The 19,230-nt window shown below is 54.0% G+C and carries 13 protein-coding genes and 1 pseudogene; all 14 read right to left on the bottom strand.

What is annotated here, in order from left to right:
* Positions 1 to 495, bottom strand: a pseudogene (locus WBG83_RS01405) (GTPase HflX); the annotation flags it as partial.
* A 107-nt stretch (positions 496 to 602) separates the two neighbouring features.
* Complete coding sequence (locus WBG83_RS01410) at positions 603 to 1,580, bottom strand: AAA family ATPase (protein WP_336742000.1); 978 nt, start codon at positions 1,578 to 1,580, stop codon at positions 603 to 605.
* Positions 1,581 to 1,702: 122 nt separating this feature from the next.
* Positions 1,703 to 2,362: an alpha/beta hydrolase gene (locus tag WBG83_RS01415; RefSeq protein ID WP_336742002.1), complete on the bottom strand. Its 660-nt coding sequence runs from the start codon at positions 2,360 to 2,362 to the stop codon at positions 1,703 to 1,705.
* Between the two features lie 4 nt (positions 2,363 to 2,366).
* Positions 2,367 to 3,038: a peptidylprolyl isomerase gene (locus WBG83_RS01420; RefSeq protein WP_336742004.1), complete on the bottom strand. Its 672-nt coding sequence runs from the start codon at positions 3,036 to 3,038 to the stop codon at positions 2,367 to 2,369.
* Positions 3,039 to 3,147: 109 nt separating this feature from the next.
* On the bottom strand, positions 3,148 to 5,877 hold the full coding sequence (locus tag WBG83_RS01425) for a transglycosylase domain-containing protein (RefSeq protein WP_336742006.1): 2,730 nt from the start codon (positions 5,875 to 5,877) through the stop codon (positions 3,148 to 3,150).
* A 163-nt stretch (positions 5,878 to 6,040) separates the two neighbouring features.
* Positions 6,041 to 6,286 (bottom strand): RNA chaperone Hfq, encoded by a 246-nt coding sequence (gene hfq, locus WBG83_RS01430; RefSeq protein WP_336742008.1) that lies wholly within the window; start codon positions 6,284 to 6,286, stop codon positions 6,041 to 6,043.
* Positions 6,287 to 6,290: 4 nt separating this feature from the next.
* The gene (miaA, locus tag WBG83_RS01435) at positions 6,291 to 7,280 is read right to left on the bottom strand and encodes a tRNA (adenosine(37)-N6)-dimethylallyltransferase MiaA (RefSeq protein WP_336742009.1); all 990 of its coding nucleotides are present in this window, start codon (positions 7,278 to 7,280) and stop codon (positions 6,291 to 6,293) included.
* Positions 7,277 to 8,050 (bottom strand): class I SAM-dependent methyltransferase, encoded by a 774-nt coding sequence (locus WBG83_RS01440; RefSeq protein ID WP_336742011.1) that lies wholly within the window; start codon positions 8,048 to 8,050, stop codon positions 7,277 to 7,279. Before WBG83_RS01440 ends, miaA begins: the two co-directional genes overlap by 4 nt.
* Entirely contained in the window at positions 8,051 to 10,141 is a 2,091-nt protein-coding gene (gene mutL / locus WBG83_RS01445) for a DNA mismatch repair endonuclease MutL (RefSeq protein WP_336742013.1), read from the bottom strand.
* A gap of 4 nt (positions 10,142 to 10,145) precedes the next feature.
* On the bottom strand, positions 10,146 to 11,585 hold the full coding sequence (locus WBG83_RS01450; protein WP_336742015.1) for a S41 family peptidase: 1,440 nt from the start codon (positions 11,583 to 11,585) through the stop codon (positions 10,146 to 10,148).
* Positions 11,586 to 11,755: 170 nt separating this feature from the next.
* Entirely contained in the window at positions 11,756 to 14,458 is a 2,703-nt protein-coding gene (gene mutS, locus WBG83_RS01455) for a DNA mismatch repair protein MutS (RefSeq protein ID WP_336742016.1), read from the bottom strand.
* A gap of 117 nt (positions 14,459 to 14,575) precedes the next feature.
* Entirely contained in the window at positions 14,576 to 16,051 is a 1,476-nt protein-coding gene (locus tag WBG83_RS01460; protein ID WP_336742017.1) for a putative amidoligase domain-containing protein, read from the bottom strand.
* 121 nt (positions 16,052 to 16,172) lie between these two features.
* Positions 16,173 to 16,736: an outer spore coat protein CotE gene (locus WBG83_RS01465; protein WP_336742019.1), complete on the bottom strand. Its 564-nt coding sequence runs from the start codon at positions 16,734 to 16,736 to the stop codon at positions 16,173 to 16,175.
* Between the two features lie 417 nt (positions 16,737 to 17,153).
* Positions 17,154 to 19,139: a methyl-accepting chemotaxis protein gene (locus WBG83_RS01470; RefSeq protein WP_336742021.1), complete on the bottom strand. Its 1,986-nt coding sequence runs from the start codon at positions 19,137 to 19,139 to the stop codon at positions 17,154 to 17,156.
* Between the last annotated feature and the right edge of the window lie 91 nt (positions 19,140 to 19,230).

Genomic DNA, 19,230 nt, shown 5'->3' on the forward strand with positions numbered 1-19,230 from the left:
ACCTGGCCCCCGCGTACCGATTCCCCCGCCAAGGCGGGACAAGTTCTTGCCGTGGCCGGACAGGCGGGGCAGCAAATAGCTCAGCTGTGCCAGCTCGACCTGAATAATGCCTTCTCTTGTTTTGGCGCGCTGGGCAAAAATATCTAGAATGAGCTGCGTGCGGTCTATTATTTTTACGTCCAGCAGCTCCTCCAGATTGCGAACCTGGGCGCCGGACAGCTCCTGATCAAAAATAACGGTGGTTGCCTCAAGCGCAAGCACCTGGGCCTTCAGCTCCTCCGCCTTCCCCTTGCCGATAAACCATTTGGAATCAAACGCATCACGCGCTTGTGTCATCGATTCCAGCACTTCGACTCCCGCCGTCTCGGCCAAACGCACGAGCTCCTCAAGCGAGTTGTTGAGCGACTCGTCGCGGTTGCTTTTCAGCTGAAGACTAACCAGAATCGCCCGATCCTTCAGTTCATGCTTTGTCTCATAGCTTGCTTCTTTGGACATTCGCGCTCTCCTTTTCCTGGCAAATAACTGTCGTTTTCTGTTAGTATAACGAACTTGACAGCATAAGTACAATTTCATAGCCGTGCCGCCAAGGAATACTGGGTTTCCTACTGCGGCAGCTTGAAGTCCTCGGCCAGCAGCATCATCAACTCATGCTTGCCCGGCGACCCGGACGGATACTGCTGCAGGAGGCGAACCGCCTGCTGGCGCAGTGCTTTCTCGAGAATGTTTCGTACGTAACGGGCGTTGCTGAAGCCGTGGAAGCATTCCTGCTTCTCCACCGTCAAATGCTGTCTCAGCTTCATCAGTGCATGCGGGTGGAAGGTATATTCCCGCTCCTTCATCATTTTGTCCGCAATCAGCACAAGCTGGTCGACCGTATAATCCTCGAAATCCAGCTGAATCGGAAACCGGGAAGGGAGGCCCGGATTTGTCAGAAGAAACTGCTCCATCTCATCCGAGTAACCCGCCAAGATAAGAATGAATTGATTTTTGTGATCTTCCATCCCTTTGACCAGGGCATCGATCGCTTCCTTACCAAAATCTTTTTCCCCGCCTCGGGCCAAGCTATACGCTTCATCAATAAACAAAACGCCGCCCATCGCCTTCTTCATCAGTTCTCTCGTTTTCAGCGCAGTATGCCCGATGTACTCACCTACCAAATCGGCCCGCTCCACCTCGATAAGGTGACCTTTACTGAGCATGCCCATCGATTGAAACAGCTTGGCGACGATGCGGGCAACCGTCGTTTTGCCGGTTCCAGGGTTGCCTTTAAATATCATATGGTAAACCTGCGGGCTGAGCGCCAGCCCCGCCTGCGAACGGAGCTTCATAATTTGCAGCAGGGCATAAATTTCAAAAATCAGCGTCTTGACGTTCTCAAGCCCGATCATTTGATCAAGCTCCCTCAGCGCGGTTGCAAAATGCCCTTCCTGGGGCAGCGCCTTGCTGACAGCCTGCGCTTGTGCGGCAGCCGGATTATCGGCTACGGGCGCGGGCTGGGGATGACTAACCACCACATGAATTTGACGTGCTGTTTGTGTCACATTAATTCGGCTGTGTGTAGAGGCGTTTTGTCCACTCATCCTTGTCCCCCCGCTGCTTCAATATGTTATCTTCTAGTGTACGAAGGGATAGGGTTGTCTTAAAACCGCAAAACCGGGACAACGAGGTCCCGGTCAGCAAAAAAAATACGTAAGAACTTCTATTATTGCAAAAACTGCCGTACGGCATGATGGACAAGATCAGCCTCCACATCGTGGCAAATCAGATGCCGCGAACGCGGAAAGGTCATTAGCTTATGCTCGCAATGCAGCCGCCGCTTGATTAATTGAGCGCCAAAAGGGTGGGCGACCTGATCGCGCTGTCCCTGGATAATCAGTGTCGGTGCCTGAATGGCTTCGAACTCGCCTTTCATGTGCCGGACAAGGCGGGTAAACTGCCAAGCGGCCTGAACAGGCGTAGTCCGCCATTTGCCGGGTAAATCCCATACCCCGTCCCACATCCGGTTATTCCATTCCCGGAGCATCCGGCCCGGACTGAAATAAATCAGCGCGGTGTTGAGCAGGACAAGCCGCCTCACCGGATGACGTCTGGCTGCGTAGGCCGCAAGCAGGCCGCCCATGGAGAAACCGACCAAATCGAAAGCGCCGTACGCTTCCACAAGCCTGCCAGCCTCATCATCAATTGCAGCCGCCCAGTCCTGCCAAACCACGTGGCGCAGCGAATCCGGCAGCTGCTCATGCCCGGGCAGAAGCGGAACACAACATTCCCAGCCCCATTGCTTCAGTTCATCCGCAAGCGGCTGAATCTCATAGGGTCCCCCGGTAAAGCCATGAATTAGCAGACACGCACGAGAAGCGGTCATCGTCTTACTTCTCCTCAATGGTGATCGATTTAATCGCTACGTTATTGACCGGGCGATCCTTCTGGGTCGGCACCAGTGAAATTTGGGTTACCACATCCATGCCCTCCACTACCTTGCCGAAAATCGTATAGTTCGGCTGCTTGTTCAAGCCTGCACAGTTGGTGCACACGAAAAATTGGCTTCCGTTCGTATTCGGGCCGGAATTCGCCATCGCTACTGTGCCTTCTTCATATTTGTAAGGCGTTTTAAGCTCGTCTTCAAATTTGTAGCCCGGACCGCCGCGTCCTGTGCCCGTCGGGTCCCCGCCTTGAATCATGAAATCCTTAATAACGCGGTGGAAGATAACGCCGTTATAAAAGCCCTCTTTGGCCAGAAATACAAAGTTGTTGACCGTCTTCGGCGCTTCCTTCGGAAACAGTCCGATCTTGAAGCTGCCCATATTGGTTTCAATCGTTGCATGATAGGTTTTGTTCACATCAATTTGCATAATCGGCGGCTGAGCCCATGTTTTGGTTTCTCCGGTATTGCCGGCCGCGGCAGATGAAGGAGAAGAAGCAGGGGTGGGTGATGCCGTTCCCTGACCTGTTGTTTCAGAAGACTTTTGGCCACAGGCAGCAAGCAGTAATACCGTCAAGGAAAGCATCGTTACCATTTTGTACAGTCGGTTGTGCAGCATAGAAATCTGGTCCTCCTTAGTTAATTTAACGAGAAAAATTATAACACACTCCCCTGTCATTTCCAAAAAAACAAGCAAAACCGGCCGCACTGGGCCGGTCCGCTTATTTTTATCGCGAGTCTATGGAGCTGCTGCTAATATCGCTATTGCCGGTGCTGCCGGTAGAAGAACTGCCAGTCCCGCTAGTCGTACCCGTAGTTCCGGTAGACGGTTTGCTTGTACCCGTTCCCGTGTTTGTTCCTGTGTTTGTTCCTGTATTCGTTCCCGTGCTTGTTCCTGTACCCGTTCCCGTGCTGGTGCCCGTATTTGTTTTTGAACCCGTATTAGCGCCCGGGGCCCCGGTTCCTGTCGTCCCGCTGGTGCTGCCGCCGGACTGCTTATCATTATTTTTTCCATTTCCGTTATTGCCGTTTCCGTTTCCATTGCCATTCCCGTTGCCGTTTTGATTGTTCTTTCCGTTCCCGTTCGTGTCGGATGAGCTGCCATTGCCCTGCTTCTTGTTATCAGAGCCATTGTTTTTGTTATCCTCGTTATTGAGCTTGTCGCCCTCCATCGCTTTATTCGGGTCGGAGACCTGCTTGCCCCCATTGTCCACTTCCACCTGAACCTCAGCGATATTGGATTGCTGCCCTTCCTTGTCCCCGTCCGGCTGATAAGGCGTTACATAGTAGATGTACTCATTGCCGGCCTCCACCTTCATGTCGAACACGTTCACCGCAGCGGTTTCCAGCAGCATCGTAAATTTCTCTTCTTTAAAGCTTTTCCGGTATACCCGGAACATCGGGCTCGCTTCAGCCGAGGTCCAGGTCAATTCGACCGTCCTTTTATTTTTGTTATAGGCCGCCTTCAAATCTGTAATGGTTGGTTCGACAACCGGCTCTTCCTTCACTTCAGGAACATTTTTCGGCTTTTCGAACTGGACGACCTTGCGTCCTGCCAAGCCTTTGCCGACGACCTCTTTAAAAATGGCTGTCGCTCCGCCGCTGCCCATCGTTACATAGTGCTTGCTGTCCGTCGTATCGAAGCCCATCCACACCGCTGCCGTCCACTCTGGCGTATAGCCGGTGAACCAGACGTCCTTGTTGTATTTCTCCAGCCCTTTCAGCGTCATCTGGGTGGTACCCGTTTTACCCGCAGCCGGACGGTCCAATTTGGCTCCCGTTCCCGTACCGCTTTGCACGACCTTTTGCAGCATATTGGTCATGTACCAGGCTGTAGTCGGACTCATCACCTGCTTCGGCTTTTCGGTCTTATGCTGGTAAACGACTGTTCCGCTGGCATCGATAATTTTACGAACCAAATACGGCTCATACATCTGCCCCTGGTTAGCAAATGCGCTGTACGCCTTCGCCATTTGCAGTGTCGTTACACCCTTGCTCAAGCCGCCAAGGGCAATGGCGAGGTTGTTGTCCTCCTTTTCCAGCGGAATGCCCATATTGGTGACAAAATCGATGCCGGTCTTGAGGCCGATCTCGTTCAGCGTCCATACAGCCGGCACGTTGATCGACTTCATAATCGCCGTTTCCATGCTGATTTTGCCAGTATACACTCCGTCATAGTTACGCGGGGAGTATCCGTTAAACGACTTTTGCTCGTCCGACAGCATGCTGAGCGGATTCCACTTGGTCAAATCCTTCTCCATCGCAGGCGCATAGGCGACCAACGGCTTAAACGATGAACCCGGCTGACGATAACCGCTAGTAACCCGATTAAAGCCTTTGGGCTGATAATCGCGTCCGCCAATTGCAGCTACGATTCCCCCATCCTTATTATCCAGGATCGTCATACTGCCCTGCATTTTCTGCGAAGGCCCGTCGGCCTGAAAAAACTTCGGATTGGCAAAGGTCTGCTCCAGCAGGGACTGCACTTTGGAATCCATCGTGGTGTATACTTTGTAGCCTTTGCGGTTCAAATCGTCTTCCGTAATGCCTGCGACTTTCTCTGCTTCATCGGTAACCATATCGGTAATCGTCTGATAATTCCGGTTGGTCGTTTCCTTGATGACCTTGATTTCTTCGTCCGACGCCGCCTTGCGTTCTTCTTCCGTAATGTAGCCCTGCTCCTGCATCAGCTTCAGCACAACTGCGCGGCGTTCTTTGGATTTATCCATGCTCGCGATAGGGTTATATACACTCGGTGCTTTCGGTATCCCCGCCAAGGTAGCGATTTCCGCCAAGCTCAGCTGATCCAGTGTTTTGCCGAAATAACGCTTGGCCGCCGCCTTCACGCCATATGCGCGATTACCGAAGAAAATCCGGTTCAAGTACATCTCCATAATCTGTTCCTTCGAGAGCTGGCTCTCCATCGCCACGGCAATGGATGCCTCCGTTCCCTTTCGGAAAAAGGTTTTATCTGCGCTCAAAAACATATTTTTGGCCGTTTGCTGGGTAATCGTGCTGGCTCCCTCGACGGCGCTGCGGTGCAAAATATCTTTATAAATGGCTCGGCCGATCCCCCAATAGTCCAGACCGTTATGCTCATCAAAGCGTTTATCCTCGGTTGCTTTTACCGCATTCACCAGCAGCTTGGGGATATCGTTGTAGCTGACCAGCTCCCGGTTCTCGACAAACAGCTTCGTCATTTCTTTTTCACTCGAATCGTACAAAATCGACGCTTCGGCCATCGTCAATTTATCCTCGCTTTTATACTGCTCCAACAATCGCTGTCCGTTAAAAATAATGACCAGGAATCCGCCAAACACGCATAATCCGATAAAAATAATGGTTGCAAAAAACGTCGTAATTATTTTTCGCGGGGTAAACCATGTTTTCTTTTTTCCGGCTTTTTTCTTTCCGGCCTTTGCGTCTGGTCCGTCAGTTGATTTTCTGGATGAAGACATCGGGTCCGACTCCCTTCTCTCTGTATGACTCTTATCCGGCAACTTATGTTTACAAAAAGAACAACCCTGAACGGATGTCGGGGTTGTTCCGGCAATAAGTTCTATTTCATTAGACGCACGATCAGTCTAAGAAGTTTCATCAATCATCCGTACTTCAAGCACGCTAGGCTTCTGCGGCCGATTCCTGCTGCTGAACAAGGGAGACCGGGCGCTGAGGGGTAAAGGTTGAAATGGCATGCTTGTAAACCATCTGTTGACGGCCTTCGCTGTCAATGATGATCGTAAAGTTATCAAACGCTTTGATGTGGCCCCGAATTTGAAACCCGTTGGTTAAGTATACAGTGACTGCGATGCCTTCTTTTCGCAGCTGGTTAAGAAATGTGTCCTGAATGTTGATGGATTTGTTCATTACATTACCCCCTATTGGATTCGTCATTCGGGAACTTTCTAGTTATTATACCACTAATTGTATTCAAATGGGCAAGCAAATTTGCATGTTCGGTAACATCCACCCACTCGATTTCCTTCATATGCCTGAACCAGGACAGCTGCCGTTTGGCAAATCTCCGGGTGCCCTGCTTCAACAGCGAAACCGCGGTATCCATCGGCATCTCTCCCGTCAGAGCGGCTGCAATTTCTTTATAGCCGAGGCCCTGCATCGACACCAAATCGCGGCTGTAGCCCTGATCAAGCAATCCCTGGACTTCCTCTACAAGCCCGTCCTGCAGCATGATATCGACGCGCGCTTCTATTCGTTTATATAGCAAATCCCTATCCATTGTCAACCCGACCATACAGTATTCGTATGGCGAATCCTTTTTCTGTCGGTGCTGGTGCTCCGACATTGAAATTCCTGAGAGATGATAAACCTCCAAGGCCCGTACTATACGGCGCTGGTCGTTTACATGCAGCCGCGAAGCGGTAATCGGGTCCACAGCGCGGAGCTTGTCCAGCAGCGCTTCAGGACCATGCTCCAGTGCAAACAGCCGCTGCTCTTCGCGAAACGCCTCGTCGCTTGCCCCTTCACTAAATTGATAATCAAAGCACAGGGATTCAATATAAAGCCCCGTTCCGCCCACAACAAACGGAAGCTTGCCCCGTTCATGGATATCTTGAATACAGGCTTTGGCCATGCTTTGAAAATCCGCTGCGGAGAACGGCTCGTCCGGATTACGGATATCAATCATATGATGGGGAATCCTTTGCTGCTCCTCCGGCAGGACCTTGGCTGTGCCGATATCCATGCCCCTGTATACCTGCATGGAATCGCCGGATATAATCTCGCAGTTAAACTGGCGGGCAAGCAGCAGGCTTAAGGCTGTTTTGCCCACAGCTGTCGGACCAAGCAGCACAAGCAGGCGCGGCTTGCGGCCGGTTGCCGTTGAAGATACACTTGCACTCACAGATGAATCACTCCGTATGCGATGTTGTTGGCTTTCCGGTAAACCTCCGGAAAGCCGAGCCGCTCAAACTCGGCGCTGTCCCGGTGTTCTTTGAGCAGAACCGTGCGCCTGGCGACGCGGCATGCCTCGCGAACGGCTTCCGGATCAAGTGCGGCAGGGTTGGCCAGATGACGCAGAGGCTCGATCGAGCTGGAAGTATGTACAGGCCGCCGGAACATCGGATCGAAGTATACGATATCGGCACTGCGATCCGGCTGCCGGCGCAAATAAGCCAGATGGTGCTCCTGAAGCAGCCGGATGCGGCGCATGGCCTCATTCAAACTGTCCAGCTCCGTTACATAGGAAGCCAGTCCCTCTCTCACCAGTGTGTAGAGGATAGGCTCCGTTTCCAGTGCCGTAACCTCGCATTCCGTTCCTCCCGCATAGGAAAATACAAGCGCGTCCGAGCCTAACCCGGCCGTACAATCAATAATCCGATCACCCGGGCGAAGCTGAGCAAGCTCAACCAGCGGGTCAATACTGCCAGCCGCAAGGCGTTTAATCCGAACCATCGCCATGCTCGGGTGATAAAAGAACGGGGCCTCCTCGCCCCGCACGTATTTGACCCCTTCGTCCGTTACAATCAGCAGCTCGGCATCGTGATGCAGCTTTACCAGCTTCCGGACTGATGCATGACGGCGGCTCACCAGCCTGGCCCGAAGCTCCGCCGCAAGGCGCTTCGCTTGCGCCAGCTGTTCTTCTGAAGGGTCATAGGAGGTGGTAACCAGCATTTACATCACTCGCTTGAACATTTTTTCCAGCTCATAGGTCGAAAAGCTGACCACAATCGGACGGCCATGCGGACAAGTATACGGATTGCCGCAAGCAGCCAGCTTGTCGAACAGCACTTCCATTTCCAGCAGGCTGATCTGCTGATTGGCTTTAATCGATGCCTTGCAGGAGCATAAGATGGAGGATTTCTCACGCAGCTTGCGCAGATCCACCGCTTTTCGTTCCTGAAGTATCCACTCGGCTATCTCTTCGATAATATCTTTTTCTTCCCCGGAAGGCAACCAATGGGGATATGCCCTGACGAGGAAGCTGCTGCCTCCGAACTCTTCCAGAATAACCCCAACCTGCTCAAACAGCGGCATTTTATCCTTAATGACCGAAGCCTCGGAAGGCGTGAACTCCAAGGTGAGCGGCAGCAGCAGCTCCTGGCTGGCCTCCTGCGGCTGGCCGAATTTCTCATAGAACAGCTCGTAGTTAATCCGTTCATGCGCCGCATGCTGGTCAATCAGGTACATGCCGTCCTCGTTTTGAGCCACGATGTAGGTTCCATGCAGTTGGCCGATTGGATAAAGCTGCGGGAACGGCGGGATCAAAGGCCCGGGGTCCCCGCCGCTTGCTGCGGGAAGCTTCGGATTCCCCATTTCCCGCAGCTGCTGCTCCGTCAAATACGGCTGGCCGGCCGGCTTCCGCTCACGCGGCTCCGGATACGCGGCTGAACTGCGGCTCCCCCCTTCCGAACGGGAATAGGCGGCCGTATTTTCCCGGATGGCGGACTCCGCCGTTCTGGACCCCGAGCCTTCGGCAGCGTATACGCCATCAGCCTTGGAGGCCAGAGAAGGAGCCGGGCTGGAGCCTGGATTGGCCGGGTACCGTTCCTCAGGAAGCGATTCGCCGCTTCCGGCGCTAGCAGAACGGTACTGCCCCAGCTGAGGAAGCGGCCCATTGCTTCCAGGACTGCCTCTGCCGCCGCCCTGCCAGTCTCCTCCGCGCTGATCCTGCACTTCCGGCGCCGCAATCGTTTCCCCCGGCCGGCCGAAACGAATTTGCTCCTGGATTGCCGTACTGCGGGGCGGAGCTTTAGGCGCAGCCAGCGGGATCAAAATTTGGCCCTGCAGCACGCTGCGTACACTTTGCTGCACCAGCTCCAGCAGCTCCGGCTCCTTGCTAAAGCGGACCTCCAGCTTGGAGGGATGGACGTTGACATCAACAAGCGCCGGGTCCATCTGGAGCTGAAGCACGGCCAGCGGATACCGGTTAATCGGCAGCAGCGTATGGTACGCCGCCATAATGGCCTGCACCAGTGCGTAATTTCGAATATACCGCCCGTTTACAAACGTCGATACGGCAAACCGGTTCGCACGAGTCAGCTCCGGACGGCTGACATAGCCGCTGACGGCATAATCCGGCGAGTTCCCCTGCACCTGTGTCATCGCTTTGGCTGAAGCCGTTCCGTAAATAGCCGCGATAACCTGCAGCAGATCGCCGTTACCCAGCGTCTGGAACAGTAGATGTCCGTTATGCTTGAGGGAGAAGGAAATCTCTGGATGGGCAAGAGACAGCCTGTACATGTAGTCCGAAATATGCCCCAGCTCGGTCTGAATCGTCTTCATATATTTCAACCGGGCAGGCGTGTTAAAGAACAGCTCCTTGACCTGAATGTCCGTTCCCCGTGAGGCCGCCGCCTCCTCGGAGACCATAAGCTTCCCGCCCTCCATTTCAATCCGGCAGCCGAGTCCGTCCTCGCGGCTGGAGGTCAGCAGGTGCACCTTCGACACCGCCGCAATACTCGGCAAGGCCTCCCCCCGGAAGCCCAGGCTGCGGATTTGGAACAAATCCTTCCCGGTCGCGATTTTACTCGTCGCATGGCGGCTGAAGGCAAGCTCGCTGTCCTCCGGCTCCATCCCGGAGCCGTTATCCGTCACGCGAACCAGCTGTAAGCCGCCTTCCTCCACCGCAACGTCAATACGGGTACTTCCCGCATCAACACTGTTCTCCACCAGCTCCTTGACAACAGAGGACGGACGTTCAACCACTTCCCCCGCAGCAATCTGATTGGCAATGTGGTCGCTCAGTACATGTATTTTTCCCATCCCGTTACTTCCCCTTCACGGCCAGGCGCAGCTGCTCTCCGTTCTTGGACCATTCCAGCTGAGGAAAACGTGACGCAAACTCGGCGACATCGATATAAGCGCCGTTATAGGCAAACTGCATATACTCCGCAGACATCGGCAGCAGCGTGCTGGAGTCTCCCAGCAGCAGCTCTACTCCGTTCTCCTCCTCATTCCACTTCACCGTTGCGCCTGCAAGGGCTGCAAGCAGCCGAACCGGAGCATACACATGAGCATCCTGCTCCAAGTAAACTCGGGTGTCCGGCTGCTTCAGGCCATTCACCTCAACATAGTGCTTATCGGCTGTAACGCTGACCTGATCGGCGCCGGCTTCCCAGAGAGCGGTTACGAGCTGCGCCTCACTGTTTTCTACAAGGACGTCCGGCTCAAGGCCTTTTTTATTCACTTGACGAAGCTTAGGCGTCATGTATTCTTCGATTGTAATTTTTAAAACGGCTCCTCCGGACAGCATATGCACACTTTGCACGCTGCCTTTTCCGAAGGTGCGGGTGCCGATAATTTTGGCAATGTCATAATCCTGCAGCGCTCCTGTCAGCACCTCCGATGCGCTGGCGCTGTAGCTGTTGACAAGCACAACGGCCGGTATCCCCAGGTCTTGTCCTCCCGAAACCGTAACCGTCTGGCCAATGTTATCCCGGTCCTTTGTGTTCATCAGAACGCCTTCCCGGAAAAACTGCTTGGCCAGATTTTGCGCCGTATCCAGCAATCCGCCCCCGTTGTCGCGCAAATCCAGCACAAGCGAGCGTGCCCCCTGCTTCTTCAGCTCAGCCAGCGCCTGGGCAAACAGCTCGTCCGCATCCTGCGAGAAGCTGCTTACCCGGATATAACCAACATGGCCTGACAAAAGCGACGAGGTAACGACCGGCACCTTCACCGCCTTGCGCTCCAGCTTCTTGGTAAAAGCTTCTGTTCCCCTCTGAAACGTTACATTGACGAAGGTTCCTTCCGTCCCGGTAATTTGATTAATAATTTCCGCCGACGGCAGGCCAATCACGCTTTGGCCTTCTACAGCGGTGACATAATCGCCGGGCTGCAGGCTGGCGCCTTCCGCAGACGAGCCGCTGAATACTTCCGTAATATACATGCCCTGCTCGTCTTCGCCGACGCGTACGCCGATCCCGACGTAATTTTGCTCCAGATCATCGTTAAATCGTTTAAATTCATCCGCATTCATGTATACGGTATACGGATCATCCAGTGTACTGATCATGCCTTGAATTGCCGACTCCGTTAATTTGTTGTTGGAAATGCCGCTCACATGAAGCTTTCCGATCAGCTCATATACTTCATTCAGCTGGGTCTGGGCCGTTTCCTGCTTCTGAGCTGCAAATGCAGCGGGAGCCACCAGCAGCTGGACAGCCGTTACTGTGGATACAAGCAGGACGGAAAATGTTTTTTTGAACATAAGTGCACCTTCTTCAAAATAGTGGATGATCGCTGCCGGAGGGAGTCCATGTCATCACATGCGCATTTCCGGCTGATGCTGCGCGAGGTGTGCAGCCTGTGACGGCGGTGGTCACGCACATGGACTTGCTGCGTTATCGTTATGCAGTGTCTGCCGTCTGCCGCCCGCTCTCACGGCTTGCTTGTCAACGATTGCTTCAATTCATACACAAAATTGAGCGCCTGAAGCGGCGTCATATTGATTAAGTCCGCTTCCTGGATACGTTCTATCAGCTGCTTGTCCGCTGCGGAAGAAGCATATGCGGCCGGTTCCTCCAGAGCTACCGCAGCCTTCGGAGCCATACCCGCCGGTGCCGGCACCGGATGCCCTTTGGCGGCCGGCTTGACAGGCTTGGCCGGGGCAGCGACCGGCTTATCGTCACCAAACATGCTTAGCTGCAGTACGGTCTGGGCTTCTCCGCTGATCTCCGTCTGCCGTTCGCGGCTGCGATCCTCAAAGGCATGCAGCAGATCGTAGGCGCGCTGAATAATGGAATCCGGCAAGCCTGCGATTTCCGCACAGTAAATTCCGTAGCTGGTATCCGCAGCCCCGCGAATGAGCTTTCGCAGGAAGGTGACCTGTCCTCCGCTTTCCTTAACGGCCATACAATGATTGCGGAGATACGGCAGGCTTTCCTCCAAATGGGCCAGCTCATGAAAGTGTGTAGAAACGAGCGTCTTGCACCCGATCCGGTGGTGAAGATACTCAATCACGGCTTGGGCGATGGCCATGCCTTCCCCGGTCGAGGTTCCGCGGCCCAGCTCGTCAATAATAACAAGACTGTCCGGGGTTGCTTTGGCGGTCATCCCTTGAATGTCCATCATCTCGACCATAAAGGTGCTTTGTCCGCCAATCAGGTCGTCCGCCGCCCCGATTCGGGTGAATATCCGGTCCAGAATCGGCATCCGCGCTTCCTTGGCCGGCACAAAGCACCCGATTTGCGCCATAATGCATATCATGGCTACCTGGCGCATGTAGGTGCTTTTTCCAGCCATGTTGGGTCCGGTAATCAGCAGCATCCGCGCTTCGGATCGGCTCAGCGACGAGTCGTTGGACACGAATTGCCCGTCAGCCAGCACCGCCTCGACGACCGGATGGCGTCCTTCCACAATGTGCAAATCGTATTCGTCATGAAGTTGCGGCCTGACGTACCGACCGGCTGCGCTGACAGTGGCCATGGACTGAAGCGCGTCCATAGCGGCCAGTATCCCGGCCAGCCGCTGGAGACGGGGGATTTGGGCGGCAAGCTGATCACGCAGCTGATTAAACAGCTCATACTCCAGCCCAACCATACTGTCTTCCGCTTCGAGAATAAGCGCTTCCTTCTCTTTTAGCTCCGGTGTAATATAGCGCTCCGCGTTGGCAAGCGTCTGCTTTCGCTCATACCGTTCTTTGGGAACAGCGCTGACTTGTCCTTTGGATACCTCAAGGAAATAGCCGAACACTTTATTGAATCCGATTTTGAGTGTCTTGATGCCTGTCGCTTCCCGTTCCCGCCGCTCCAGCTCGGCCAGCCACTGCTTTCCGTTCTGACTGGCCTCTTTGAGCTGATCAAGACGCTCATGATAACCCTGGCGAATCATCCCGCCTTCACGGACCGATACCGGCGGCTCGTCCACAATCGCGTGACGAATCCATTCGGCGGCATCCGCGCAGTCATCCGCGTTGTCAACGAGGCGCTGCAGGGTTGACGATCCGGACTCAGCGCATAACCGGCACAGCTGAGGCACGCGCTCCAGAGACAGGCGAAGGGCCAGCAAATCACGGGCGTTCGCATTCCCGTAAGCAATCCGGGCCGTAAGACGCTCTAAGTCGTATACTTCCTTCAGCTCGGTGCGCAGCTCGTCGCGCAGCATCAAATGATGATACAGCTGCTCCACAGCCTCAAGCCGCTCTTCAATGGCAGCTTTGCTCGTTAAGGGCTTATCAATCCAGCGGCGCAAAAGCCGCGCGCCGAGGGAGGTCACCGATTTATCCAGCAGCCAGAGCAGAGAGCCCTTCTTGCTCCGGTCACGAACGGTCTCCACCAGCTCCAGATTACGCCTTGTAAAAGGGTCCATGGTCATGTACTGCTGTGGGGCATACGTCCGGATTTGGGTAATATGCCCGAGTGAGCGTTTCTGTGTCTCACTTAGGTAAGTCAGCAGCATCGCTACACCGATTTTGACAAGAGGCTGGAGACCGGCCACCGTTTCGGGCGGAAACTGCGGTTCCAGCAGGCCTTCATCCACCCGTTCCCAGGCGGTCAGTACGCGGCGCGGGGCAAGCGGTCCCGTCTTGCTGCGCAGCTCATCCAGCAGCGCCTCCCGAGCTATCAGCTCTGCCGGGTTGTATACATGCAATTCATCGAGCAAGGCTTCCAGCGGTCCTTCCACCGAGGTGACATACAGCTCGCCCGTGGTCAAATCGCATGTAGCCATAGCAAAATCACCGCTATCCCCATAGAGACAAGCGATGAAATTATTCCGGCTGTCGCCCAGTGTTTTGCCGTCCATGACGGTTCCGGGTGTTACAATCCGCACAATCTCCCGCCGTACGACACCCTTGGCCGCGGCAGGGTCCTCCACCTGCTCACAGACCGCCACCTTGTAGCCCTTGTCAATTAATCTTGAAATATATGTATCTACCGAATGATGCGGAACGCCGCACATCGGAATTCGCTGCTCCATCCCGCCTTCCCGGCCGGTCAGCGTAATTTCCAGCTCCTGCGCCGCCTTTACAGCGTCTTCAAAAAACAATTCATAGAAATCCCCAAGACGAAAAAACAGAAATGCATCCGGCACTTCCGCTTTTATCGACAAATATTGCTCCATCATGGGTGTATACTTTGACATAACGGTCCTCCGGCAAATCGATAATTCCCGACATGATGAACGAAATCGGGTGACAGCATTCAGCTTGTACCGATTATACCATATAAACCTACGTCTCGGCATACGCGTGCTTACGGATTATAAGCCCTGCACAGGGTTAAACGGGGAGATTCGCCACAGTTTGCGAATATCCTGCTGCTCATTCCAGCTGACTCCCCGATCCAGCATGTCCTGAAGCGGCTCCGCATCCGGGGCCGCATCCCTATATTCGGGTAATAGACGCAGCTCCTCCCAAACGGATCGTCCCGCTTCATACAGAAGCTGTTTATCTCCCCTGTAGTAAGCCCGGCGCAAAGCCGGTTCCTCCAGCGGCCGCTGGTGAAGGCGTGCGTGCGCCAGAGCCAGCAGCCTCGCCAAAGCGAGCACCCCCTTCGTTAAGCCCGGGGTCACAAGCCAGCTTGGCAGGGTCCGGTATTCGAAGCCCCCGTGCGGCTGCCGGCGAAAATCACCCAAAAAGCCGTACCGGGGACGCCTTCCCCGCGCCGTATCCGCCTCTAACAGCATCAGCGGCAGCGCCAAATAATTGTCCAGCACCCGCAGCAAGTGGCTGTTCAGCCAAATGCCGCTAAAATGAATGTGGCCGCCAAGCGTCACACCCTTCATCGGCATTCCGCCCGCAAGCCATTCCAGATCCGGCATATTGATGCGTGCTGCAGCCAGCTGCATCGCCTGCCGCAAATGGCGTATCAGCTGCTTCGGCTCGCCGCTGGGCTTGGGTCGAAGCTCCACGAGCGGAAATAAGGCCGTCCGGTCGCGAAGCATCACCGCATCACAGCCGACTAGACCCTTTCGCGCAAAAAACAGCGCCGCAGACTTGACCTTGCCCTCCGGTGTACGCAGCATGAACTCCGGATCCGCGCCCAGCAGCAGCTGATCGCCTCTTCCCGCCTGCCCGGCACCGGCTGCAAAACGGTGCAGCGCCTCAGCATACAGCTCAGCTAGCTGCCCGTGAAGCTGCGGAAGAGGATCTACGGCAAGAACGGCCGCCCGGCTTCCACTCATCCCAAGCCGCACCAAGCCCGCATCCAAGCCGAGACCGTAGACCGCTTTGACCGCCTCCTGCATGACGCCTCGCTGTCTTCGCTGCAGCCCTGCTGTTGTGCCGGGCGGGGCTGCCAATTCGAGCAGCTCCCAGTCCAGATGAAGCCGTCCTCCGGCATGTGGGCCGTTCAACGGCGTTTTGCCCAAGTGAAGCCCGCTTTTTTTCTTAAACAGTGCCAGTGCCTCCAGGTGAAATACCGGCACTACATATTCATCGGCAATGACCAGCAACTCCCCCGGCCTGCCCCGGGCAAGACTTGTCGGCATTCCCTGCATGTGAAGCAGGCCGTTCCGAACCGTTTCGTTCCCGGCGCGGACGACCATGGACGGTGAATGAAAGCGCAGCCCGCCGGCCGGACGCGTGCGGCTTCCAGCAGCCTCTACCTCCTCCGACCAATGGAATACGGCATAATCCCCCCGGGGCGGCTGACTGCCATGCTGCATGTGCAGCCGGTCAAGCAGAGGCTGCAGCTCCGGCTTGTTTTTCCAATGATAGTTCAAATAGGCTTCCATACTGTGTCGCCCCGCCTCCGCCACATTGTGTTTCCAAATCGTAAATTGTGGTACAGGAAGAGAAAAAGAGGGCGTTTGCCCCCTGCCAACCTGCTCGATGGAGCATATAGTGTAGAAAGTGCTAATTCAATTCATCATCGAGCAAGTCGGGGTCGAGATCCTCGAATTCGCCCGTTTCTTCGCCGCCGTCAAACTCAAATTCTTTATCCGCCAAATCATCGCAGTTTTGGCAGACGACGACGCATACTTTCGTCTCCGCCACCATTTCAACCGAAAATTCCCGCTCCACCCGGATCACAACGCCGCCTCCGCTGCGCGAAATGCTAGCCTCCACACAATTCGGTTCCTGCGTCGCCTCCGCAGCAACCTCCACTGTGGCGGGGCGGTGCTTGGAGTCCAGGTAAGAAAGCCCGACCGTCTCTACATAAGAAACAGTTTCCTTAGCAACGTCCGTTTGTGTGTTTTTGTTGTAGGAATACCAGATGTTAATATCGTAAGTACCTACTACCTCGATGCCGTCCGCAGACTTCACCGCTTCGTATTGATGGTTAATCACCCATGCGCCCAAGATGCTGGTAGGCGCGTGCGGCGGGGAAACCATATGCGAAACTTGCGAAAATTTACGGCCTTTGCCACATACAGCCTTGGTAATAATTTCTCTGCATTGCAAGTCTCTATCTGCCATAGACACCTTTAACCTCCTCCATAACAATCATTCATTACAAGTGTATGCAGGACATAGGCGAATGTTGATAAATCGGCGGACGACAATTAAATAATATTAGGAAAACCCTCTCGGGCTTCGTTGATGAAAACACTTGTCAAACGGGGATGACGCGCCTGGGCAAAGGATGTCTCCCGCTTTCCTTTCCTTCTCATCCTATTCAGGGTAACAAGCTTTCATGCCATCCGATCGCCTCTATACAATACAAGTAAACGTCAAGCCCGGCATACCTGTTCATAGAAAAGCCACTGGACCATCATGAATTCATCAGCGTCATGGGCGCCCTGCATCTGGCTGAAGATAGCGATCCGGCAATCGTCAGCAGAATGAAAAAAAAGCCGCGATTTACGCGGCAATATATGGGACTATGCTCAGGATTCAATCGTTAGCCGATTCATATTTAAAGGTGCTGATTAGCCCCTTCAGTTTCCCGGCCATTTGAGTCAGCGAATCCGCCGATGCCGTAATTTCTATCATGGACGCAAGCTGCTCCTGAGCGGATGCAGCGACTTCCTCAGAAACAGCGGCATTTCCGGTGGCAATCAATGTCAGCTCCTTCGCGGCCTGGGACACGGTCTGCACTCCCGAGGAAATTCGCTGAACAACCGCAACGACCTCCTCCACGAGTGGACCCGTTTCCCTCATGCTATCCACAATCAGGTTGAACTTGAGAATGGTATCCTTCGAGATTCGCAGGCCGTCCTCTACCTCGCCTGTCACCTTCGCCATCGTAGTCACCGTGCCGGCAGTATTGTGCTGTATTTCCTGAATGAGCTGCTTAATATGTAGGGTCGAATCCTGGGACTGCTCCGCCAGCTTGCGCACCTCGCTGGCCACGACCGCAAAGCCTCTGCCGTTCTCTCCCGCCCTGGCCGCCTCAATGGAGGCATTCAGCGCCAGCAGATTGGTTTGGTTCGCGATTTCGCCAATCACATCCGAGATGTTGCCGATTTCCTGTACGTGGTCATGCAGCCGCTGAATTTGTTCGTTGGACCTGGTGACGGACAAGGAGATCGATTGCATTTGCTCCACGGTTTGCTGAACTGCCTCGCCGCCTTCTCTGGCCTGATCGGTGGTATGCCGTGTCAAATCCGCAACCGCCGCCGTTCTATCCGCAATGACGGCAATGCCGGAGGCGATATCGCCAAGCTGCCGGGCATTGTCCTCCAGGCTGCCGGTTTGGGTTTCAGCGCTGCCCGCAATTTCCTGCACTGCGCCGGACACCTGCTCGCTGGCTTCGCTGGTCTGCTTGGCGCTTTCAGTGAGATCCGCCGCCGCAGTCGCCACCTGACCGGCGCTTTGATTAACATTTTCAACAAGCAGACGCAGGTTTTGCTGCATTTGCGCAAAGGCTTGTCCGAGCGCACCGATTTCATCGCTGGAATCAACGCGGATGGTTTGTGTCAAATCCCCTTGGCTCATCAGCACTGCCTGCTGCTTCATCCGCTGGATCGGCCGAACAATCGAACGCAGAATGAAATAAATCACGACGGCTCCAAGCGCTAGGCAAATAAGGATGGTAATGGCAGTTTCCCTCAATATCGGAAAAACAGCATCGGATATTTCGGAAGTGTACATCGTTCCAGCAATTTTCCAGCCTGTTGAGGAGTTCGTCATATATGTCATTTCTTTGCTTTCCCCGTTAAACACGTAAACAAACTCATTCTGCTGGTTTTCATACAACCTCTTCCAGAAATCCTCAGACGCTTCTGTTCCTGCAAGAGCAGTCGGATGCGAAATATATTTCCCATGCTGGTCAAGCAGCACCATGTAACCTTCGTGACCCACTTTCAAGCTTTCCGCTTTCTTTTTCATATCGCTGAGACTAATTTCTATGGCGAATACCCCTTTTCCGTCCGGGGTAGCCTGTGAAATACTAAAGACCATGCTGCCAGTTCCCGCGGAGGCATAAGGGGATGTAATCGTGTGTTTGCCCGGCTCAGCCAAGGCTTGTGTATACCATTCGCGATGCTTGTGATTGAAATCGGCCCCAAGATCAATATTCGGCGAGCGGTAATAGCGGCCATCATCCATCCCGAAAGAAAGACTGTTCACTTCAGGATGAAGGGAGACATATTGGTCAAACATGGACTGAACGGTTGCCCTGTCAAACGAAAACCGGTCCAATCGTTTTAAAAAAAATTGCAAATCATTTATTTTATAGGCAATGGCATCATCTATATTTTTATTAAGCATCTCTACATTGTTATCTGCGGTGTTCATAATTTGTTTTCGCAGCTCCTGCTTGGAGCTGATGAACGAGAAGATTCCGACGGATACTGCCGGCAAAATGAGTACAATAACAAAGGCGCTAATCAGCTTTGTTTTAAAATCTTTTCTCACGCTGTTCCATAAGGAGATCATGATTTGTTTATTCCTCTCTGGTTGGTATTAATAAAAACGAATGCAGGTATGCCCAAGAGGTTATACATACACTCCCCGCAAGCCGAGCTGT

This window comes from Paenibacillus sp. y28, from assembly GCF_037137075.1.
Lineage (GTDB): Bacteria > Bacillota > Bacilli > Paenibacillales > NBRC-103111 > JBBBNV01.